Raw genomic sequence first — 21,867 nt, 5'->3', positions numbered from 1 at the left:
ACTGGAATTTTGTCCTTTACTTAGCCTTGGGTTGTTGATGGTAGGCCAATAGCGGGTCTCCGATATCCTGTGGACCCAATAGGCTTAGGGAGTTGAGAAACAACGAAAAGAGCTCGGACTGGGAGTTGATATCCAGTTTGTTGTATAGGTTACGCTTGTGCACCTTAATGGTCTCCATCGAGATGCCTAAGCGTTCGGCCATCGATTTGGTTGAGTGGCCTTGCAGTAGCAAGCGGGCGATTTCTGCCTCACGCTGGGTCAAAAATGACAGTCCGAATTGGGCGAAGGCTTGCTGCAATCTCTGGTGCATACCATCTTGTTCTTGAGTCGGGTTGGCTTGGCCAAGTTCGCGCCAGTGTTGGGACATGATAGCTAGAACCCAAGGGCTAAGTTGCTGCAAGCTGGATTTGGCGGTTTCGTCAAAGGCCTTGGTACTACACAGGGATAGGTGGACATAATCCCGTTCGACCTGCAATAGATAGCCAATTTCATCAGCAAAGTTAGCATATTGGAAATACTGCTTAAAATACTCACTTTGCTCAAAGTCATCGGCGGCAAGCTCTGCAAGACGATAAATACCGCTGTCTTGTTGCTCTTGGCAGGCTTGAAAGTAGGGGTCTAAGAGATAAGCCCCTGACATATAGCGATTCATGCTGGCCTGCTTGCCGATAATGCCATCTTCGTAAATATCCAGTAGCAGCTTGGGGCGTCCATCTCTGGGAAAAGCAAATGCGGCCAAGCTTTGCACTGGGCAGATATGTTCAAAGAACGCCAGCATGCTGTCCGCGAAGCCTTCCTGGCCGATATTCTCAGTTACCCGAGCCATGGCGGGTATTAAGGCTTCAAGCATTTGTGGTCTCTCTAGATTGGCTTCAATTTGGTCTTTTTATGCTTATTTTGCACGTATTAAGAGCTGCGTCATGTCAGGCAACATAATCGTCTCAATATAGGCAAATTATGATAGTCTGCCAAGACTCTAACCATAACAATAAAAGGAAATATCCGTGGCCTTTCTGTTTAAGCTTGTTAAATGGCTTGTCATTCTACTTTTGGTTTTAGCGCTGGCGATTGCTGCTTTGTTGCAGTTCGGGCCGTTATCTTTGGGCAGTGCCAAGGCCATTCTTAATGTTTTGGGGGTTTACAGTGTTGAAGCGCCCCAGCAGAGTGTTATTGCCCAGCGTTTGAAAGTCCCTGAGGGTTTTTCTGTTGGGCGCTATGCTGAAGGCTTGACTAAGGTACGCTTTATTGAGTTTAGCCGTTCGGGTGATCTTTTAGCGGTGCTTTCTCGTGATGGCCAGCTAGTGCGTTTAAAAGCTGATGCGGATGACGATGGTCGTCATGATGGCAAAGAAATTCTAATGGAAGGCTTAAAAGCGCCAAATGATTTAGAGTTCTACGAGGATTATTTATATATCGCTGAATCCAATGCGATTGGCCGTGTTCGCTTTGATCATGAGCAAGGGAAGTTTGCGGGCGATTATGAAATTATCATTCCTAGCTTACCGGATGATGGTAATCATCGCAGTAAATCGATTCGCTTACATGATGGTGATTTGTATTTGAGTATTGGTTCTACCTGTAATGTATGTGAAGAGGCTGATAAGCGTCGCGCGACTATTATGCGTTTTGATGTTGATGGTAAAAACGGTGAGGTTTTTGCCGCCGGTTTGCGGAACAGCGTTGGCTTGGATATTGCGCCTTGGGATAACAGTTTGTATGCGACAGATAATGGTCGTGATTTACTGGGTGATGATTATCCGGTGTGCGAGCTAAATAAGGTAGAGGAAGGGCAGTTTTATGGCTGGCCTTATATTAATGGCTTTGGTGATTTAGACCCTGATTTCGGTCCTGGTCAGGAAGATCGTTTGTCTATCTCTACTTCTCCGGTATTTGGTTTTCCTGCTCATAATGCGCCTTTGGGGATGCGCTTTATTCGTGATGCTAAGTTTCCTTCTGCTTACAAAAAGTCGGCTCTGGTAGCACTACATGGTTCTTGGAATCGCAGCAAGGCTGACGGTTATAAGGTGGTGGCCTTACACTGGCAGGATGATGGCTCGGTGATAGGCAAAGATTTTTTGAGTGGCTTTGAAAAAGACGAGGATATTATCGGGCGTCCGGTAGATATTGCCGAGGGGCCGGATGGTTGTGTTTATGTTTCTGATGATTACGCGGGCTCTATTTACCGTGTTTGTCACGGGCAGTCGCAAAACACTTTGGTCGATTTAGCTAGCGATGAGGTAGCGGATAAGGCTTTTGAGGAGCTAAGCACGGAAGAGATGCGGGTAGCTTTGGCAGTCGGCGAGAAGCTCTACAATCAGTATCCTTGTGCATCTTGTCATTTGTTGCAAGGCAAGGGCAATAGTGGCGGTAAGCCTTTGGATGCTTTAAAGAGCCGTTACACTTTGCAGTCTTTAAGTGATTATTTCTTGCAACCTAATGCGCCTATGCCGGTGTATCCGTTTGATGAGGTTCAGCGTCGAGCGGTGGCGGTGTATTTACTTTCAGCTGAGTAAGTTTGTTTATAGGCTTATGGTTTTGGGGTCCGAACCGGTCGAGCGTGGGGTAGCGCTTGTGCCACGATCAGCGGCCCTCCAGGCTACCCTCACTCACGAAAAAGCCTCGCTGGAAAGCGCGAGTCTTTTTCGCTCCTTCGGCGCTCGCTCTTTATTGTGGCACAAACGCTACCCCACGCTCGTCCTTACACCTGATTTGATTTATAGAAAGCACCTAAGAAGTAGAGAAAAATCTGAAAGCATGCAATTTTCTAATAAAGCCAAGTTTCTTTTAATGCTATTTGTTTTTGTGATTTTTATTGTATTTTCCGGTCTGAAACTGCTGGATTGGATTGAAGTAGATTCGTGTTTAGATGCAGGTGGCCGCTATAACTACCAGTTAAGTAAATGTGATTTCATTGCTAACTAAAATTGAGGAACTCTCTTAACCAGTACGTTGTGCTGGGCCGATTTCAGGCTCGACGGTAGCTGTCCTGAAACACGCTTAAACCATAGATTCGCACCATCCGGGTGCTCAGCCTGCGGCTGAGCCCAAAATCCCTTCGAGGGATTTGGTCAAGATGCAACGAATATAAAAAGCCCGATGCTAACTCCAGCATCGGGCTTTTGATTTCAATTGGACTTTAGAGCCAGTTAAACTGGCCTTAATCATTCTGATTAAATATCGATTTACTTAAACATCCCGCGAGAAATAACTTCTTTCATAATTTCCGAAGTACCTGCGTAAATAGTTTGAATGCGGGCATCAACGTAGAAGCGGGAAATAGGGTATTCAGCGGTGTAGCCGTAACCACCAAACATTTGTAGGCATTGATCGACAACTTCTAGCTGCATTTCTGTTGAGCTTAGTTTTAGAATGGCCGCATCTTCAACGCTCATCTCGCAGCGCTCGTACTTATCCATATTCTTTTCAAGCAGGGCGCGCACGGTTTCTACTTTGGCTTGGCATTCAGCCATTTTGAAGCGAGTATTTTGGAATTGGCTAATCGATTGACCAAAGGCTTTTCGATCCTTCGTGTAATCAACGGCCAAGGCAATGGCTCCGTCTGCAGCGCCGACGGCTTGGCTGGCAACGCCTAATCGCTCGCGGGGCAATTCTTCCATTAGGTAGATAAAGCCTTTACCTTCTTCACCCAATAGCGCATTAGCGGGAATGCGCATATTTTCGAAAAATAGCTCAGCGGTATCGCTAGAATGCTGACCAATTTTACGAATAGATTTACCGCGATTAAAACCAGGTAATGAAGTGTCTACCAAGAATAGGGAGATACCTTTTGCACCAGCACTTGGATCGGTTTTGGCGCATACGATAACGAGATCAGCATAGATACCATTGGTGATAAATACCTTGGAGCCATTTAAGATCCAATCGTCACCATCGCGTACGGCACTGGTGCTCATACCGGCTAGGTCACTGCCGGCGCCAGGTTCGGTCATGGCGATAGCACCCAGTACTTCACCGCTTACCATCTTCGGTAGCCATTGCTGCTTTTGCTCATCGGTACCAATATTCAGAATATAAGGCATTACAATGTTTGAGTGGATGTTATAGCCACTGCCAAGGCCGCCATAGCCCATGCGGGACATTTCATAGGTGATCATTTGTGCAACGCGGAAGGAGGTGGCGGCGGCGCCGTATTCTTCCGGTAGATCTGGTCCTAGTAGGCCAGCAGCACCAAGGGTTTGCCAGATTTCTTTAGGGGTGGCGTGGGCTTCTTCCCAGGCTTCGTAATGGGGTTCAACTTCTTGTTCTAAGCAGCGTACTGCCATTTCACGAAATAAACCCAATTCAGAGTCGTCATAATTCTGGGACATATCTAGGCCTCATTATTCAAGCTATAGTGTATAGCTTGAATAATGACAAGAATGCCAAAGCAGTCCAATTGTATTTGGTGACCCTTTTAGTGTTTATTTCGCTCAAAATGACAGTTTTATGCCTATTGCCCTGGAGGTTGGCCGGCAATGGCCTGATCGATAAACTGCTCAAGCCTTGCTAAGCCCCATTCAGACAAGCCAAAGCGCAAATGCTGGTTGGCGCCAGATAGAATGCCAGACTGGATTGACTCACCCATTTCAAAATCTTCTTCTAGCGTCATTTCGGTGATCTGGTGATTCCTATCCCAGTGAGCTTGTTCTCGCTGTGCGAATCCATCTTTGGGAATTAGCATTTGAAAGGTAATTTCAACTTCGCTCGGGCTAACAGGCCTCATGATAAACATGGCGATATGGTCTTCTTGTACCAGCAAAGCAACGTTGGGAAATAGTTGGTACACCATATGGGTATGATCGCGAATTTGCCATTCACTTTGATCTTGCTCGCGTAATTTATTGATCGATTGACGTGGTAAAATTAAGCGAAAATGTGGGCCAAAGTCTTCGAGGTAAGAGGTGTTGCTGAAGAAGTAGGGCGCAATAGTTTTCGCATGAGTCACTTGAAAGTGATAAGACTCTAAGCCGCCACCGGAGACAATCTTCCAGTTGCTGTTCCAGGTTTTAGTCACCGGGCGATAGACCATCATATCTTCAATATTGTAATCATTAAGATCTTCGGCGATCGGTGCCCAGAACTTATCAAAATCAAACTCTACATCTGTGTTTGGTAAGACAAAAATAAAGCCGTTACGTACCCAAAGCGATAGTTCATTTAGACCGCTATCGCTTTTTATTAATTTGGGAAAGCCCTCTTGATGAGGGACGCCTTTTAACTCGCCTTTATTGTTAAACATCCAGCCATGATAGGGACATACAAAACGGTTTTTGCAGCCGCTTTCAGCTCCTTCTAAGCGAGCGCCTCGATGTTTGCAGACATTGAGCATCGCCTTAAAGCTACTATCATCACAGCCGTCGTTTTGACGAGCAATAATGACACTGATGCCGTGCAAATCCCGAGTGATAAAGCCATTGCCAAGTTCTATCTCACTGACATGAGCCACCATATTGGGCATGCGCTTAAATACGGCTTCAAGCTCTTGCTCAAAGTACTCTTGATCGTGGTACTTATAAACCGGCGATAAGTACTCTTCTTCTTCGTGCTGAGTGGTTTTCATATCGATATAATCTAAGCACTGCCGCAGCAGCTCGACTTGGCGTTGATGTTTCATATCAGGCTTCTCATTATTCTACAAATTTTTTTTAACTTATTTGAACAGGCGCAATTCGATCAGTGTCTTCAGCTCTTGGCGTTGTTGTTTTAATAGGGCCTTGAAGTCACTGGCTCTGAGTATTTGTTTTAAGGTGGGTAGGGACACCACGAAATAATGCTGCGCACCAATAATGTTGTAGAGGAATGCCATAGGCTCCAGCTCATGGAAGCGGCCGTTCTGCTGGCCACGGCGAATGAGCTCGACTAATCGCTCTAGCCAGGGCGCTAAATACCAATTGTGAGCAGTGGCGGCGCGCTGGGGGTTATCTAGCATTTCACGCAGTAACAGGACAGTCTCGTTGGGACATTCTTTATTCCAACGGTAGAAGCTATCCATCACGCTCAACATCTGTTCTTTTTCGTTTTCAGAGCTGTCCATAGCCGCTTCTAGCTCACTTAACAGGCGGGTGGAGATGGATTCCAAAACCGCGCCATAGAGCTTCTCTTTGCTTGAGAAGTGATGCAGCAATGAGGGCTTTTTGATATTTACTGCTTCCGCAACGCTATTAATGCTGGTGCCGTAGAAGCCACTTTGGGAAAAGGCCTCTAAAGCGGCCTGCAAAATGCGGCTTTTAGTATCCAACTCAGGTGTTTTGACGGATTTCAGCTTGGTCATGGGGTCATTTGCTCTGGGTTTTCCTAATTTTAACCAATATGGTGTCTACCTACCGGTTGGTAGGATAAATATAAGATAAGTAGAGAGGCTATGCAAGATAGTAAAGGCAAATGGGGATAGGACTTGTGTTGATCAGAGCTTATCAATAGATTAACGCTATAACCGCCTGAGTAGTGAGTGTTGAAGAGGGATTGAGGAGCTATGAAACGCAAGTGCCCAAACTGTAAGGAGTATGAGCTTGGATTAAAAATGCTGTCCTTCGCAACTAGCATGGATTGTCATAGCTGTTTCAATAACTATCAGTACACAACTCTCTCTAAATGCTGTTTGTCTTTACTTCTAATGTGTATTGCTAGTATCGCTGTATATATTGGTATAAAGACAGATAGTTTTTTGACATTCGCATTATTAATTTTAGCGGGTCCTTTGCTAGTGGAACTAGCCTTCGCGAAAGTTTGTGAGTTGGAGCTTACAGGAGCAAGTATTCGTAAAGAGCGTCGTCGCCAAAGACAAAAGTCACGTAAGGGTCAAAAGGAGTATTGAAGTATGGAAAGTATAGTAATTCCTATGGTGGTCCATATCCTGCTGTGTTCAGCCCTTTATGCAATGTTGACCGTCGCTAGAGCACCGAAGGTGTGGGGTATCGGAAATCGTAGTGATGGCAGTAATCCTTATGAATCAGTCCAGGTAAAAATAAGCGCCAATCTAAGTAACCAATTTGAATGGCCGCTTTTTTTTCATGTTGCTTGTATATTGATAGTCCTGAAGGACCTTGAGTCGTCGACCTTCTACATTCTTATGGCTTGGATTTTTGTGGCGGGTAGGGTGTTGCACAGTGCGGTGCAGATTTTTCATTCCAGTATTATATTACGCGGGGTGGTTTTTACCATTAACTTTGTTGCGGTGTTAGCAATGTGGAGTAAGCTTGTGGTGGATATTTAGTGTGAAAGAAGAGCTTTTATATCGGCCCTATGTTTCGGCAAGCTTGGATGATTGCTTGAAGCTATTCGATGCAAATTGCCCCGAGTACTTTGCGCCCAATGAGCGAGATGATTACAAAGATTTTCTTGAAGCAAGCCCCAAAGCTTACGAGCTTTGCATTGTTTCGGGCAAGCTTATAGCGGCATTTGGGGTGTTTCCAGAAGGGAAAGCGATGGGTGGTGATGGTAGGGAAGCAAGGAATGCCTCGTTAAATTGGATTTTGATCGACCCCGATATGCAGGGTAGTGGAATTGGAACCGAGCTTATGTCACGGGCTTTAAATCGGGCTAGTTTGCTCGGGACTCAGGCCTTAAAAATTGCAGCTAGTCATAAGTCGGCCCCTTTTTTTAAGAAGTTTGGCGCTGAGGTTGTTCGTGAGACGCCTGATGGCTGGGGGCCGGGTATGCATCGTATTGATATGGTGATCGAGCTATAGCTCGGGAAACTGAAACACCGCGTCTTATTAGGAGTTCTAATGCAACAAAAATGCTTTGCCTTACTCTTTTTAATGGTCTTGGCTATTGGGGTGGTACCAGCAGATGCAAGTGAGCCAGCTAAATCTCAACAAGAAATAAATCACCTGCTAGCCTATGTGAAAAGCACCAATTGCAAATATGAGCGCAATGGCAAGCGGCATAGCGGGCAGGAAGCGGTAAAACATATACAAAGAAAGTACCGTTATTTTGCCGATGAGATAAAGACAGCAGAAGACTTTATTCGCCTTTCCGCTACCAAAAGCACAATGTCTGGGAAGTATTACAAGGTTCATTGTGCTGAGGGTAAGGCGATAAAAAATGAAATAAAAAGTGTAGATTGGCTGACCAAAGAACTATTGCGCTATCGAAACTTAGAAGATAAGTAAGAATACGGGGGGATTGTATGGCAGCCGGCAGTTGTTTGTGTGGAAAAGTTCGCTATGAAATCAATGGCAATATTGGGGATGTAGTGCATTGTCACTGTGTTACTTGTCGTAAGGCCCATGGCGCCGCATTTTCCAGTGTGGCGGCTGTTAAAGTGGATGATTTTACAGTTCTAGGGGATGAGCATTTAAGTCAGTTTGAGTCTTCCCCCGGGAAAATTCGCCATTTTTGTTCTCACTGTGGTACACAAATATATGCGAAGCGAAAAACATCCCAGCATATCGTACTTCGCCTAGGTTCCTTAGATGAGTCAATGGACGATTCAATGGAAGGCTCGCTTCAACTAAAAGAGAAAAACCATATTTGGGTGTCGCAAAAAGCAAGTTGGTATTCTATAGATAGTCATTTGCCTCAGTGTTTAGAATTTGAATAAGATTTTTAGCTATGAAATTTAAAGTTCCCGAGCAAATTGAAACGGAAAGATTAATTCTACGTCAGTTCAAAGACGAGGATTGGAAAGACCTTCATGAGTATTATTCTTCAGAAGAGGCCACTCGCTATACAGTAGGGCGTGCATTCAGTGAAGGCGAAAGTTGGAGAATAATGAGTGCTATGTTGGGGCATTGGATACTGAGGGACTATGGCCCGTACGCTCTGGAAGAAAAAAGCAGTAGCAAGGTAATCGGCACGGCCGGCTTTTGGTGCCCGAATGATTGGCCCAGCCCAGAAATAAAATGGGCATTGGCGCCAGCCTATTGGGGCAAGGGCTATGCCAGCGAAGCGGCGAGGGCACTGCAAAAAATCGGCAAAGAATACCTGCCGGAAATATCACTGATCAGTTTAATCGCTAAAGAAAACCAAGCTTCGATAAAACTGGCTTTAGCAGTTGGCGCTTGTTTTGATAGAGAGATAGATTTTCGCGGCGGGAAGTGGGATATCTATAGGCATCCTGCTACTTAGATATTAGGAATTAAACCTCTTGAGCGCCCTTACAGTATACTACTGATAGTCCTTACTGTAAGGGCTTGGCTTTATTAGCCCTCTTTATTTATTTGGTAGTTCTCGGCTAATTCGCTGAGGAAGCGCTGGCTGTCTTCTGAAAGACTGTTGATTTTAGTCACGGATTCTGAGGAGCGACTGGCAAGTTGACGAACCTCATCGGCAACCACAGCAAAACCTCTGCCGTATTCACCAGCTCGTGCAGCCTCAATAGCTGCATTCAGAGCGAGCAGATTTGTTTGACTAGCAATACCATCAATCACCTTAGAGATTTCCCCAATCTCCTGGCTGGATTTGGTAATCTTGCTCATGATTTCACCCATGGCGTTGCGTTGCTCTACCTGGGCTGTGATATCTTTTACAAATGCCGTGTACATAATTTTACCAGCAACTTCAATTCTAGAGAGCGATAGATTGCCCCACTTTTGAGTGCCATCTTTTCGGAAGACGGGGACCTCTCGACTAGTGCCAACAATTTTATTTTCGCCCGTTTCTCGGTTTCGGTTTACGAGGGTATCATGTTGGTCTTTGATATTGGTGGGCACCAGCATTTTTACGTTTTGGCCGATCACTTCATCCGCTGAGTAGCCCCATAATGCCTCGGCGGCTGCATTAAATAGTGATACTCGATTATCAGCATCAATGCTAACTACGGCATCTAAAGCTTGGGATAGGGTTTGCTTGATAGTTTCCCTGGACGCTTTTTCCGCGCTGATGTCGCGAACAAAGGCGGTATAGCCAATTTCACCATCTACCTCTACTTTAGATAGTGACAAAGCCGCGTTAATGACTCTGCCGTCCTTACGTACTACGTCAACTTCACGGCTAGTTCCGACAATAGTGTTTCTTCCGGTTGTTCTATTGGCATTGACGTAGCTATCGTGATTCGCTTGGATTTCTTTAGGGACTAGCATCTTAATGTTTTGCCCTATGACTTCATCTCGCGAATATCCCCAAAGATCTTCTGCGGACTTGTTCATAAAGGTGACATTGTTGTGCTTATCAATAGTAATAACACCATCCAAAGCTTGCTCGAGAATTTGGCGGGTTTCTTCACGGGCACGTCGATCTGCGGTCACATCGCGTGCGAATCCAACGTAACCTTGCTCGCCATTTAGGTCGATTTTGGACAGTGATAGGCTTATCCAAGCCGTACTGCCATCGTGACGCTCCAGCTGAACTTCACGGCTGGTACCAACAATAATATTTTTGCTAGTTCGACGATTGTTATTTACGTAGCTGTCGTGATCAGCCTGTATCGCTTTAGGAACTAAGGCTTTGACGTTTTGCCCCATAACATCGGACTTGCTGATATCCCATAGCTTTTCCGCTGCAGAATTCATAAATGTAATACAATTCTTTCCATCGATAATGACAACGCCTTGCTCAGACTGCTCAAGCATATTTTCCATAAGCTGAGTGTCTACACGGCTCTGTGCTGCACTATCAAGAGTGGGTTCGGCGGTCTTTGTTGCGGTCTTTTCGTCGTTATTATTACGGGGCTTTAGGAATGACAGCATGGGTACCTCGGCAGTTAGAATTCTCTATCAGTAGTTAACGGTCATTTGGGAAGCCTCTGAAGGGTTAATTGTTAATTTTTTAACCACTTTTTATATAAGGCTTTGACAAATCTTGTACAAAATTCAGCCAAGATTATTTGAGTCTAGATGGGTATTTTGCGAAATACCTAGTGCTTTTTAGACGTTCTTTACATAGATTGTTTGGCTTATATTCCGCCACAAAACACAGGGTTTATTATTTGTTAATCCCGTTGGGATTGCCGAACATGCTCGCCAAAACTCTACATAATCTATAGCGCGGCCAGCTACCGAAACGCTAATTCTGGTTGAGTTCTGAGAGGTGAGAGGTGAGAGAGATGATAAAAATAGAAGGCTGAGCGAGCTGTTATTGCAGTATTTAACGGCAACAACAGCTCGTGATTAAATAGTCTTATCGAAATTTCTCAAGCAGTTTGTAATACCACATGCCCAGGACTAAAGCCTGGTTGCCAAGCCAGTCATTAATAGGAACTCTAATATGTTTAAAGGCAGCGAAAGTATCGAAGTCTTCCATATGCCCCGCGATCGCATTACCCATAATTTCTGCCATGATATGAGAGGCGGCGACGCCATGGCCAGAATAGCCTTGGCAATAATAGATTCGATCGCTGAGCTTACCCAGTTGGGGGATGCGGTTTATTACAATACCGGCCATACCCGTCCATTCAAATTCGATATCGATTCCTTTTAATGTCGGAAAGGTTCTCTCCATTGCAGGACGTAGCTCGGCCGAAACACTTTTAGAATCTTTACCTGAGTAGTTAGTGCCGCCGCCGAACATCAAGCGTTTATCGGCAGTTAGTCGATAGTAGTCGAGAACAAATCGGCAATCGTAAACGGCGAGATCTTGAGGGTTAATTTGTTTAGCCAGCTCATCGCCTAGCGGAGCGGTTGTCATGTTGCCTAATGACGCCGGAAAGAGCATTCCTCCGAGTTTTGGTCTGCCCAATTTATGGTATGCATTGCCCGCGATCATTACTCGGTCAGCAGTAACTCGACCATGCTGAGTTTTAACTATTATTTTGTCGTTTTCTTCAATATCGATAACCGGACTGTTTTCGAAAATTCGAACACCTAGGCCGCTAGCTGCTTTAGCTTCACCAAGACAAAGATTGAGTGGGTGCAGGTGCATATTGCGACGATTGAGTAATCCGCCGTGGTAGATGGGGCTATCCAGGTAATTGGGGATGTCGGCGGCGCTGATAATCTCTAGCTCTTCATCCATGCCGCGGCTAAGAGCTTCTTGATAGAAAGCCTTCAGGCCTTTCATGTGGCTGGGCTTATAGGCCGTTTGTAGGTGGCCAAACTTTAGATCGCATTCAATACCATATTTGGCGACACGTTGTTTAATGATTTCATGACCGCGCCATCTTAAGTTCCAGACAAAATCTTCTGCATCGGCTCCAATGGTCTTCCTCAATTGCTTTAACATGGCTTGATCGCCAGAGAGGCTGCCGGTCACTTGTCCACCATTTCTTCCGGTGGCGCCCCAGCCAATTTTATTGGCCTCTATTAGGCTAACTGAAAAGCCTTTTTCGGCAAGTTCAAGTGCTGTGGCGACACCGGTAAAACCGCCGCCAATGATGGCTATATCACAGTTTTGATCGTCTTTTAGGGTGGGGTAATTGGATTCTTCGTTGATGCTAGCGGAATAATAAGAAGGGCATCGTGTCATGCTATCACTTTAGTCTCTCTTTATTGGTTGTTTATGCAATAAGCTGCCAGCTTAACCAGAGGCCAGCAGCAAGGTATATAACCCAAATGGTCCAGTATGTACGATTCTCAGGGAGGTATATTCACATTAGCTAACAAAAGGGTTTGAGTTAGTACTATTTGCTTTGGCAGAGAATTAGTTATTGGTCTAGGGTCTATTAAGGAATGTCGTTTTTAGGCCTTAGGATTAAGAATACAATGTCAATATTGACTGATCAATGTCAGACAGAGTTTTCAGTATTGATCGTCGATGACAACTCAAAAAACCTGCAAGTATTGCAGCGAATGTTGGAGTCGCGAGGTTATCGAGTGTTGCCCGCCATTAGCGGCAAGCTTGCCTTGCGCAGCCTTGAAAAGGTGCAGCCTGATCTCATTCTTCTTGATATAAATATGCCGGGAATGGATGGCTATGAGACCTGTGAGAGAATCAGGTCAACCAAGGGTTTTGAAGATACACCAATTATTTTCGTTAGTGCACTAGATACTATTAATGACAAGATTAAAGCCTTTTTAAGCGGTGGCGTAGATTATATCGTCAAGCCTTTCCAGATAGAGGAGGTTTTAGCCAGAGTAAACACTCACTTGAGTTTAAGTGGTATGCGTAAGCAGCTGGCGCGCTCAAATCAAGAAGTGGAAGCAAAGGTACAAGGAAAAACCAAAGAGCTGGAAGAGGCAATTAGTCGATATAAAAACCTAAGCATAAGAGAGAAAGCGCTCGCTAAAATCCTGCGTACACCAATCGATGATCTAGCCGTCAATAGCTATATCAATAAAATACTTGAAGCACTAAGCCAAGTATTGGACAAACACGACCAAAACCCCAGTGCGGCAGTCATTACCTTCAACGATCACCCCAAAAGCCATGCCTTTAATTCATTTACCTTGGGCGATAAAAGCCTAAATCAGCAACTGAACTGCTTGATGGTTTGCATTATCAATGAGCTGGGCTTCGGAGGTTTTTTAGAGGCAAACACGCTGATAGTACTATATGAAGGTTTTTCAGCAACACGCATTGTCTTGCAAAACGAAGAGCGTCCGCTAGGCCTTGCTGCAGGTGATATTAAGACCAACTTTCTCATTGTGCCGATCAAAGTCAAAAATACTCTACTCAGCTTGCTGGCCATTAGCATTCCACCTGATCAGGCATTTAGAGAAGAAGATATTGATTACTACCGGCAGGTAGCAGAAGTAATTGGTAGTAGTCTTGCACGCCGTTCTTCCGATAGGAAAATTGAATTTCTCGCTTATCACGATGAGCTAACAGGTTTGCCCAATCGTCGTTTAATGAATGATCGTATCGCTCATGAAATTAATGTCTCCGGCCGTACGGGTATGGTGGGAGCCTTGGTTTACCTTGACTTGGACGACTTTAAGCTGGTGAATGATGCATTAGGTCACGAGGTGGGTGATTCAGTGCTCAAAATCACCTCACAGCGTATTCAAGAGGTATTACGTTCCACGGATTCCTGTGCCCGATGGGGCGGTGACGAGTTCGTCATTATGTTGCCAATGTTAAGCGATGACCGGGCTAATGCTTCCGAACGAGCGCACTTTGTTTCCGATAAAATTCGACAAGCTATCACTCGCCCGTTCCATATCGACGCCCATGAAGTCCAAATGTCGATTAGCGTCGGAATTACTCTATTTGGTAAGGGTGATAAACAGGGTCAGGATTATCTCGTTGAAGCCGATGCGGCGATGTATCAGGCCAAGAAGACGGGTAAAAATGCCATTCAATTTTTCAAACCGGAGTATCAATCGCGAGCCGAATCTAGGTTGGCCTTAACAAAAGGCCTGCGGCAAGCGGTTAAAAATAATGAGCTCTATATGGTCTACCAACCGCAAGTTAATAAGAACGGCGAGATTGTAGGTCTAGAAACTTTAATGCGTTGGGAGAGTGAAGAGTTTGGTTTTGTTCGTCCGGATATTTTCATTGCATTGGCAGAAGAATCAAACCTTATTGTTGATTTAGATCTCTTTGCTATTCGTTCGGCTTGCTCACAGTTTATGCATTGGCAGCAAGAGGGCTTGTTGCCGAAAGCCTTTAAACGATTGGCAATCAATATTTGCCCACGTCATTTCTCCAGTGATCAATTTGTTAGCAATGTTAGAGAAACTCTAGAGCACTTTAATATGTCGCCTGAGAATTTAGAGTTGGAGGTGACAGAGCGACTAATGCTTTCCAATGTGGATACTACTATCGCTAAGTTAAACGAGTTGAAAAATCTCGGAGTATCGTTTTCCATTGATGATTTTGGAACGGGCTATTCTAGCTTGTCGTATCTACTTAAGCTTCCCATCGATATGTTGAAAATTGATCGCTCCTTTGTGACTGATGTGCATCTCAATCAGCAGGCCGCGACGATTGTTTCCACCATTATCGGTATGGCAAAAAATCTAGGTTTAGAAACCATCGCTGAAGGTGTTGAGGAAGAAGAGGAGTTTGACCATTTGTTAAGAGATGGTTGTGACTACTACCAAGGTTATAAATTCTACAAGCCTATAAAGGCATCCGAATTGAGGTCGATTTTTTCGACGATTAATTTGCAAAAAAATAATTAGTTTTTCGATAAATAAGACCAGCAAGCTTAGATCGAATTTAGGACGAGTTTTCAATTGGGTGATCTTTCACTCGGTGATATGGGGATGACGATAAATAAACAAGGTTAAAGGGACAAGGTAATGAATGCGATACTAGATGCTGATTGTACGGGTAAGTACACCATTCTCAATAATTTGCAGATCCCAGAGAATATTCAGCAGAGCTGGCAGAAAACGATCGATTTAATGGCGCAGGCCATGGGTGTTCCAGCCGGTCTGATTATGCGAGTGCATCAAAAACAAATTGAGGTGTGTATCGCTTCGAGCAATAGCGATAATGTCTATGAGCCCAATGAGTTGGCTGATTTGCACACGGGACTATATTGCGAGACGGTCATGTCTAGCAATGATACTTTACTTGTCCCTAATGCTCTGACAGACCCTGTTTGGGCTAATAATCCTGATGTAAAACTGAATATGATCTCCTATTTAGGAATGCCCTTAAGATGGCCGAATAGTGAAGTGTTCGGAACCATCTGTGTGCTGGATGGCAAAGAGAATCACTATAACGATCAATACAAAGAGCTGCTAAGAGAATTTCAGCAAAGTGTTCAGCTAAGCCTTAAAACCATTTACGAAAACCAGCTGTTAATCAATGCTCAAGATGAGCTAATCAAATCAAAAGAAAAAGCCGAAGCGGCCTGTAAGGCAAAAAGCGTATTCTTGGCCAATATGTCTCACGAGTTAAGAACGCCACTAAACGCCATTTTAGGTTTTTCTAAGATGCTTCAAGAGGAAAGTGGCCTTTCTGACAACAGCTTGGATGACCTGCAAGCTATTCGATTTAGCGGGGAGCACCTGCTGCGCTTGATTAACGATGTCTTGGACATGTCTAAGATTGAAGCGGGCAGAATGGATTATGATGAAAGCGAAGTAGAGTTATTGCAAACCATAAAGGATGTTGGCCAGCTGATTAGGCCCAAGGCTGTAGAAAAAGAGCTTTCATATACCGTAGATATTTCGCCCAATGTTCCTCAATTTGTAAGGTCGGATTTAATTAAGATCCGCCAAATCCTCATCAATCTTCTTAGCAATGCTGTTAAATATACCGAATCCGGCGGCGTGATCATGAAGGTCTGGTCTGAGCCCGTGCTGTCTACAGAAGATCAAGGCTTTCAAAAGCTGTATTTTGAAGTGAAGGATAGCGGTTTGGGTATGACGCCTGAGCAGGCTCAGGAAATCTTTAAGCCCTTTGAACAAATTTCCGGTAGAGCCATCGAAGGAACAGGTTTAGGCTTGGCAATTACATCAAAATTTGTGGGGCTAATGGGGGGTGAAATTCAAGTCCACAGCGAACCGAATAAAGGCAGCACTTTTACAGTAAGTTTTAGCAGCCAAGTGGTGTTAGCGAATGACAGTGAAAAGCTCAATCGTGAGCAGCGAAGAGTTGCCTCCCTGAAAAACTCCCAAAAAACTATTCGAGTATTGATCGCTGAAGATCAAAAGCACAACCGTAACTTACTGAAAAAGCTACTAGGGCGTGTTGGCTTTGATGTGCTTACGGTCAACAACGGTGCGCAAGCTATAGCGGCGGTGCCTAGTTATCAGCCCGACTTTATTTGGCTAGATATTCGGATGCCTGAGGTCAATGGAATTGATGCTTGCCAGAGAATTCTATCAAATGCAAGTGCAAAGGTTCCGGTAGTCGCGGCAATTACCACGAGTATTGCGCCAGGCGAAGATCAGAAAGCCTTGGACGCTGGCTGCAAGGTGGTATTACTCAAACCGTATCAAGAGGACGAAATATTTGCCACCATGGCGGACTACCTCAATATAGAATACAACTATGTTGATGAACTGGATCAATGTGAAACAGGTTTACCCAACTTGGATCTTTCGGAGCTGGTATTGATGCTCGACAGGCAATTGCTAATGGAGTTGCAACAAGCCTTAGAGTCCTTAGATAGCGAAAACATTAATCGCATCATTAATAGTATTCCCGCAGAAAATAGCGAAACCGCTAATGAGCTGATGGAATTGGCGAAAGCTTTTGAGTTTGAACGATTAATTGAGCTAGTTGAAACAGCACTTTGCGATTAATGGACTCGAGAATGCTTTTGTTGCTTGGTAGATAGCGATATACCGGCCGAGGACGTGCAGCGAATTATCGTGCAAGCGTGGGTGAATTTTGATCGCATGTCTGGGCTTTCAGTCAGCTAAAATAGTCGTTGAACGGCCAATTGCGAGACGCTCAGATGGTTTATTAATTATCTGAGCTTCTAAGTCCTGGCGGATGGCTGGTTGCAATAGTGGAGCGAATTGTTCCACCTCTCTAATCTCTGGATCTAACCATTGCTCTAGCCACGGGCCCTCTTGCGGTAACATGAGTGGGGATGCTTTGCTGTGATAAGGGTTAAGCTTGGGGTGTGGGGGGAGTGTGATAATACTGCAACTATTAACTATTTCGCCGCTTAAAGGGTGCTGCCACTGCCGATAAAGCCCGCCAAAGGCAATTGCTTCTTTGGCGTTAAAATTGGTATAGCGCATGGGCTTTTTCTTACCGTTAACCGTTTCATACTCTGTTTCGCCAAAACCACTGGCAGGAATGACACAGCGACTTTGACGAAAAGGGCGATAGCCTGCCGAGCGAGGTACGTCGAGTTTGTCGTAGCGGGTGTTAAAAGAGGTATAACGAGAAGGTTTGAAACGATCGTCTTTGAACTCCAACAGCAGCCACCAGGTGGCGTCCTCTAGCACAGTATTTTGGCCATCATGCCGAACAATGCTGATGGTATTACAGGCCCGATGAAAATCATTAAAGCGAACAGGCCAGTTATGGCTATCTATACCCAGGCGCAGCAACAGCTGCTGCACTGCCGGAGAGTCACTGATATTGAATCGACCACACATAATATTATTACCAACCTTGGAGGCAGGGAAAACAGCGCCCTAAATTTCTTAGTGAACACCCTATTATGATGCTTGCTGCCTGTCTATGGTAAAGTTGCAAGCAGGGATAAATTGAGTTGTAGCCCTCTAGAATTAACTTGCCTAGAAGTGATCAATATAGGTAAGCGAGATAGGTAGCCGAGATAGCTTGGTGAGATAGATGGGTGATATGGGGCAAAGCACAGGGATCTTCTTATGTTGAAAAAGCGATCAGATAAACTCAAGTTTTTTAGTTTGCATATTATTGTTGCCATTATCACATTGGCTTGCTTGCTAATGAATGGGCCTATGAGGCCCGGTCTTCCGATTGATACCACTGTGCTGGAAAGAGCAGAGTTTATAGTTGCGAATCAGGCATTATGGGTTATGTCTTGGATGGTTTGGATGGCGTCAGCTATTGGTCTGTTTGTGTTCTGTTCTATCTTGGCAGGGGAGCTTAAATCTCGAATGCGAGCTCGCATCGCTTTGACTATCGTCGCGATGGGGATCGGACCCGACTTAATTGCCGAAGTAATTTATGCTTTTATTATTCCTAAGGTGGTCTTGCTTGAGCTAAACCTAGACATCATGCAAAGCTTAGAATTAATTGCCAGTCATTTGACAGGTTTTTTGGGTAATGGCTTATATAATCTTGGCGGGTTGGCACTGACGATAATAGCTTGGCGAGAGCGAGTATTTCCAATCTGGGCATTTATATGGGGCTTAACATCTTGGATATTGGGCTTGTCTCTGTCGGCGTCCATAGCTATTGATTACATGGCCGGCGCTGAGTTCTTCACCGCCACTAGCATGGTGCTTAGTACTAGCTGGATGCTGGTAATAGCCTATATCCGTTTTACACCACAGGTTCTTAAAGAAAAATGGAATACGCCTTAGTCAAAGTACTGCATTTGGGGGCCTTGGTTTTTTGGCTGGGCCCACCTTTAGGGGCTTGGCTGATGTTGCGCAGAGCGCAGCGGACTATTAAAGATCCTCAGCAGCTATATCAACAGTATCGACTGTTCTACCGTCTTATTGCACTAGAACATGTGGCTCTCCTTTTACTTCTAGGCAGTGGTGTCTGGATGGCAGCCAATTATTCTTTGTTCGAATCGCCTTGGCTGCAGCAAAAATTAATACTGGTGTTTTGGGGGCTTTTGCCTTTGGAGTTGCTAGATATACTGCTTGCTAACTATTTATTGCCGCGTTACAGCAAGATGCAAGCAGAAGGAGTAGAGCTTGAAGGCTGGCAAGTTCGGTTAATAGGTTTTTACCATGGGTCATTTACCTATATTGCAATTGTCTTAATTCCCTGTCTAACTCTAGCTATAATGTACTTAGCTACTGGCAAGCAGCTTATTTTTTAACTCAGCTAAGACTGAGTATTTTTATTATTGGAGTGATTATGCCTCAACTATTACACACTATGATTCGCGTTGGTGATTTGGATCGTAGTATCGACTTTTATACCCGTATTTTAGGTATGAAGCTATTACGCAAATCTGAAAACCCTGAGTATCGTTATACCTTGGCCTTTGTTGGTTACGGTGAAGAATCCAGTGGTCAAGCGGTGGTCGAGCTAACCTACAACTGGGATACCGAGAGCTACGACCTTGGTTCGGGCTTTGGTCATTTGGCGATTGGATTTGAAGATATCTACGCAACTTGTGATGCTATTCGGGAAGCGGGTGGTGAGATCAGTCGAGAACCAGGCCCTGTGAAAGGCGGAAGCACTGAAATTGCTTTCGTTCGCGATCCTGATGGTTATGCGATTGAGCTGATACAGCGTAAGTCTATGAGTCAAGGCCTAGGTTAGTGGCAGGGCCCCACATCCTCTTAGTCGAGGACGATGCAAAGCTGGCCGATATTCTGCAAGAATATTTGGCCAAGCAAGGCTTTAAGGTGTCTTGGGTGGGCGATGGTGCCTTGGCACCTGAGCGGATCCTATCTGAGGCTCCTGAGTTGGTGATTCTGGATCTTATGCTTCCCGGGCTGGATGGTTTGAGTATCTGTCGCCAGGTTCGCAATCAGTATGCTGGGCAGATACTGATGTTGACGGCGAATGATGATGATATGGATCAGGTGGCTGCATTGGAGCTTGGAGTAGATGATTATGTCTGCAAACCACTGCAGCCACGTGTGCTTTTAGCTCGTATTAGAATGCTATTGCGCCGGCCAATGCCGCCAGCAGAGGCGTCGTCTAAGCCCTCAGTATCTGCTTCAAGCCGAGAGCGCCGTTTTGGTCGATTGACTCTGCATAGCTCACTGCGCCGTTGTACCCTCGCAGGCCTTGAGATTGATCTAACGCCCGGCGAATTTGATGTTCTCTGGCTGCTGTCATCCAAACCCGATGAAATATACAGCCGCGAGACGCTCACTTTGGATGCCCGAGGTATCGAATATGATGGGCTAGACAGAACCATCGACAACCGCATTGCTAGCTTGCGAAAAAAGCTAGAAGTGGATCCAAATAAAGCACGTCGTATTGTTACAGTAAGAGGTAAAGGCTACCGCTTTGTGCCAGATCAGTGGTAGGCCCATACAAAGCCATACAAAAATCCTGCAGCATTCGGCGAGTCAATATGGAATGATGATGCTAGTTTAACTGTTAATCGGAACCGCCAGTGAAAAGCCAGTTTTTTAAGCTCTATTTCGGTTTAATTGCCAGTGCATTATTTGCGGTAATCGTTTTGCAGTCCATATTCCTTGGAATCTGGGGTGATGCTCAGGATAAGTTGTTCTCACAGCAGTTTGAAGCCTATCGTAAGCTTGCAATTACGTTGACAGATAGACCCCAGCAGCAAATTTCTCATATGCATGCATTGGCGAAAGAAATGGGTGCTGAGCTTAGCGTTGCTGAGGAAGATGAGCTCTTTGAAAAAGAGTTACAGCTGTTAAGGGAAAAGGGTGTCCTTGTTGTTAACTCCGATGAAGCTCTTAGCTATTTCCTTATTCCTAAAGATTCCAAAATTTACAGGTTTCAATATCGGGAAAATCACCCATTATTAGATCAATTAAGTTTGAGCACTGATTTAACCTTGATAGCTGTTTTTATAGCCTTGGGGCTAGTGCTTGGAGCCTGGGTATATTTTTTGAATGCTAAATTAGTCGCCTTAAACAAGGCCGCCGAAAGACTGGCCAGTGGCGATTTGGGGGCGCGTGCTCCCAAAGCCAAGAATCAGCAGGTTGGGCAGTTAAACCTGAGCTTTAATTTAATGGCCGAGCGTATCGAAAAGCTTATCGAAAGCCATAAACAATTGAGCAATGCGATTGCTCATGAGCTACGCTCGCCAATATTTCGTTTGCAGTGCCAGCTGGATATGCTAGCAGATGAACACAGTGCTGAGACTAGGGCTAAATACATTAAAGGTCTTGACGAAGATGTAAAGGAACTTAGTTATCTTGTTGAAGAGCTGCTGCAACACGCCAAAATGGAAAATGCGCAGTATCGTATTCAGCGTGAGCCGCAGGAAATCGTGACTTGGTTACTTCAGTCACTACAAGGTTTGCAGTTGGAGTCGGAAATTGTAATTCGATATTCCCATTCCGAAGAGGCTTGTCAATACTCATTTGATTGCGCGCTGATGCAAAGAGCCGTACAGAACATTATCCGAAATGCGTTTCGATACGCAAAAGAGCTTATCGAAGTCAGCCTTCAGTCCGACGGACAAGCTATTTTTATTCATTTTGATGATGATGATGATGGTGAAGGAATTCCTGAAGATCAGCGAGAAGCTATCTTTCACCCCTTTCATCGAATTGACAGTGCTAGAAGCCGAAACTCCGAAGAATATGGTGGCTATGGCCTAGGGCTCGCCATTGTTCGTCAAGCTATAGAGTTGCACGGCGGTGAAGTTAATTTAAGTGAATCTCCCTCTGGTGGCGCTCGGTTCAGCTTTTACCTGCCTTTGAAGTAGGCTCGTGCCTACTTACAAACCCTGACAAAGTCATACTCTTTGCAACTTATCTAATTGCTATCGTTTTTTGATAATTAGTGCTCCAAGGGCTCAGCCGT

General features: G+C 44.9%; 21 protein-coding genes. 14 read left to right on the top strand and 7 right to left on the bottom strand.

The genetic code is table 11. From position 1 onward, the window contains the following. Positions 1-16 precede the first annotated feature (16 nt). Positions 17-850, bottom strand: coding sequence for a helix-turn-helix transcriptional regulator (locus Q1A08_RS13165; RefSeq protein WP_299773626.1), 834 nt, complete (start codon positions 848-850; stop codon positions 17-19). A gap of 154 nt (positions 851-1,004) precedes the next feature. On the opposite strand from Q1A08_RS13165, the gene Q1A08_RS13160 reads away from it, so the two are divergent. Both Q1A08_RS13160 and Q1A08_RS13155 read left to right on the top strand, forming a co-directional pair. Beyond that, a complete protein-coding gene (locus Q1A08_RS13160) occupies positions 1,005-2,513 on the top strand; it encodes a PQQ-dependent sugar dehydrogenase (protein WP_299773624.1) in 1,509 nt (502 codons plus the stop codon). Between the two features lie 58 nt (positions 2,514-2,571). Beyond that, a complete protein-coding gene (locus Q1A08_RS13155; RefSeq protein WP_299773622.1) occupies positions 2,572-2,922 on the top strand; it encodes a hypothetical protein in 351 nt (116 codons plus the stop codon). 260 nt (positions 2,923-3,182) lie between these two features. Here the strand turns inward: Q1A08_RS13155 and Q1A08_RS13150 are convergent, their stop codons facing one another. The 3 genes from Q1A08_RS13150 to Q1A08_RS13140 all read right to left on the bottom strand — a co-directional run bounded on the left by Q1A08_RS13150 (position 3,183) and on the right by Q1A08_RS13140 (position 6,271). Beyond that, a complete protein-coding gene (locus Q1A08_RS13150) occupies positions 3,183-4,328 on the bottom strand; it encodes an acyl-CoA dehydrogenase family protein (protein ID WP_299773620.1) in 1,146 nt (381 codons plus the stop codon). Between the two features lie 122 nt (positions 4,329-4,450). Next, the gene (locus Q1A08_RS13145; protein WP_299773618.1) at positions 4,451-5,614 is read right to left on the bottom strand and encodes an aromatic ring-hydroxylating dioxygenase subunit alpha; all 1,164 of its coding nucleotides are present in this window, start codon (positions 5,612-5,614) and stop codon (positions 4,451-4,453) included. 36 nt (positions 5,615-5,650) lie between these two features. Continuing rightward, positions 5,651-6,271, bottom strand: a complete 621-nt coding sequence (locus Q1A08_RS13140) for a TetR/AcrR family transcriptional regulator (protein WP_299773616.1) — start codon at positions 6,269-6,271, stop codon at positions 5,651-5,653. 546 nt (positions 6,272-6,817) lie between these two features. Here Q1A08_RS13140 and Q1A08_RS13135 point away from each other — a divergent pair. Genes Q1A08_RS13135 through Q1A08_RS13115 form a run of 5 tightly spaced genes read left to right on the top strand, consistent with a single transcriptional unit; the run spans position 6,818 to position 9,072 of the window. Then, a complete protein-coding gene (locus Q1A08_RS13135) occupies positions 6,818-7,213 on the top strand; it encodes an MAPEG family protein (RefSeq protein WP_299773614.1) in 396 nt (131 codons plus the stop codon). A gap of 1 nt (position 7,214) precedes the next feature. After that, positions 7,215-7,688: a GNAT family N-acetyltransferase gene (locus Q1A08_RS13130; RefSeq protein WP_299773612.1), complete on the top strand. Its 474-nt coding sequence runs from the start codon at positions 7,215-7,217 to the stop codon at positions 7,686-7,688. Positions 7,689-7,727: 39 nt separating this feature from the next. Further along, positions 7,728-8,114, top strand: a complete 387-nt coding sequence (locus Q1A08_RS13125; RefSeq protein WP_299773610.1) for a DUF5329 family protein — start codon at positions 7,728-7,730, stop codon at positions 8,112-8,114. Between the two features lie 17 nt (positions 8,115-8,131). After that, positions 8,132-8,545, top strand: a complete 414-nt coding sequence (locus Q1A08_RS13120; RefSeq protein ID WP_299773608.1) for a GFA family protein — start codon at positions 8,132-8,134, stop codon at positions 8,543-8,545. An 11-nt stretch (positions 8,546-8,556) separates the two neighbouring features. Then, a complete protein-coding gene (locus Q1A08_RS13115; protein ID WP_299773606.1) occupies positions 8,557-9,072 on the top strand; it encodes a GNAT family N-acetyltransferase in 516 nt (171 codons plus the stop codon). A 74-nt stretch (positions 9,073-9,146) separates the two neighbouring features. Here Q1A08_RS13115 and Q1A08_RS13110 read toward each other — a convergent pair whose 3' ends face one another. After that, positions 9,147-10,631, bottom strand: a complete 1,485-nt coding sequence (locus Q1A08_RS13110; protein WP_299773605.1) for a PAS domain S-box protein — start codon at positions 10,629-10,631, stop codon at positions 9,147-9,149. Between the two features lie 430 nt (positions 10,632-11,061). Then, positions 11,062-12,345 (bottom strand): FAD-binding oxidoreductase, encoded by a 1,284-nt coding sequence (locus Q1A08_RS13105; protein ID WP_299773603.1) that lies wholly within the window; start codon positions 12,343-12,345, stop codon positions 11,062-11,064. Between the two features lie 236 nt (positions 12,346-12,581). Here Q1A08_RS13105 and Q1A08_RS13100 point away from each other — a divergent pair, with 236 nt between their 5' ends. Then, positions 12,582-14,945, top strand: a complete 2,364-nt coding sequence (locus tag Q1A08_RS13100; RefSeq protein WP_299773601.1) for an EAL domain-containing protein — start codon at positions 12,582-12,584, stop codon at positions 14,943-14,945. A 120-nt stretch (positions 14,946-15,065) separates the two neighbouring features. Beyond that, the gene (locus tag Q1A08_RS13095; protein WP_299773599.1) at positions 15,066-17,024 is read left to right on the top strand and encodes an ATP-binding protein; all 1,959 of its coding nucleotides are present in this window, start codon (positions 15,066-15,068) and stop codon (positions 17,022-17,024) included. 108 nt (positions 17,025-17,132) lie between these two features. Here the strand turns inward: Q1A08_RS13095 and Q1A08_RS13090 are convergent, their stop codons facing one another. Then, complete coding sequence (locus tag Q1A08_RS13090) at positions 17,133-17,834, bottom strand: SOS response-associated peptidase family protein (protein WP_299773597.1); 702 nt, start codon at positions 17,832-17,834, stop codon at positions 17,133-17,135. Positions 17,835-18,068: 234 nt separating this feature from the next. On the opposite strand from Q1A08_RS13090, the gene Q1A08_RS13085 reads away from it, so the two are divergent. From Q1A08_RS13085 to Q1A08_RS13065, 5 genes are all read left to right on the top strand, one after another. After that, positions 18,069-18,749: a hypothetical protein gene (locus Q1A08_RS13085; RefSeq protein WP_299773595.1), complete on the top strand. Its 681-nt coding sequence runs from the start codon at positions 18,069-18,071 to the stop codon at positions 18,747-18,749. A gap of 62 nt (positions 18,750-18,811) precedes the next feature. Further along, positions 18,812-19,219, top strand: a complete 408-nt coding sequence (locus Q1A08_RS13080) for a hypothetical protein (RefSeq protein ID WP_299773593.1) — start codon at positions 18,812-18,814, stop codon at positions 19,217-19,219. A gap of 38 nt (positions 19,220-19,257) precedes the next feature. Next, the gene (gene gloA, locus Q1A08_RS13075; RefSeq protein WP_299773591.1) at positions 19,258-19,668 is read left to right on the top strand and encodes a lactoylglutathione lyase; all 411 of its coding nucleotides are present in this window, start codon (positions 19,258-19,260) and stop codon (positions 19,666-19,668) included. After that, positions 19,668-20,387, top strand: coding sequence for a response regulator transcription factor (locus tag Q1A08_RS13070; protein ID WP_299773589.1), 720 nt, complete (start codon positions 19,668-19,670; stop codon positions 20,385-20,387). Before gloA ends, Q1A08_RS13070 begins: the two co-directional genes overlap by 1 nt. Before the next feature lie 89 nt (positions 20,388-20,476). Further along, positions 20,477-21,769 carry an ATP-binding protein gene (locus Q1A08_RS13065; RefSeq protein ID WP_299773587.1) on the top strand — a complete coding sequence of 431 codons (1,293 nt, stop codon included), beginning with the start codon at positions 20,477-20,479 and terminating at the stop codon, positions 21,767-21,769. Positions 21,770-21,867: the final 98 nt, after the last annotated feature.

Origin of the sequence: uncultured Pseudoteredinibacter sp., assembly GCF_947500695.1 — a bacterium.
Lineage (GTDB): Bacteria > Pseudomonadota > Gammaproteobacteria > Pseudomonadales > Cellvibrionaceae > Pseudoteredinibacter.
The sequence above is the reverse complement of the archived record's forward strand: the minus strand, read 5'-3'. Positions and strand labels throughout refer to the sequence as shown.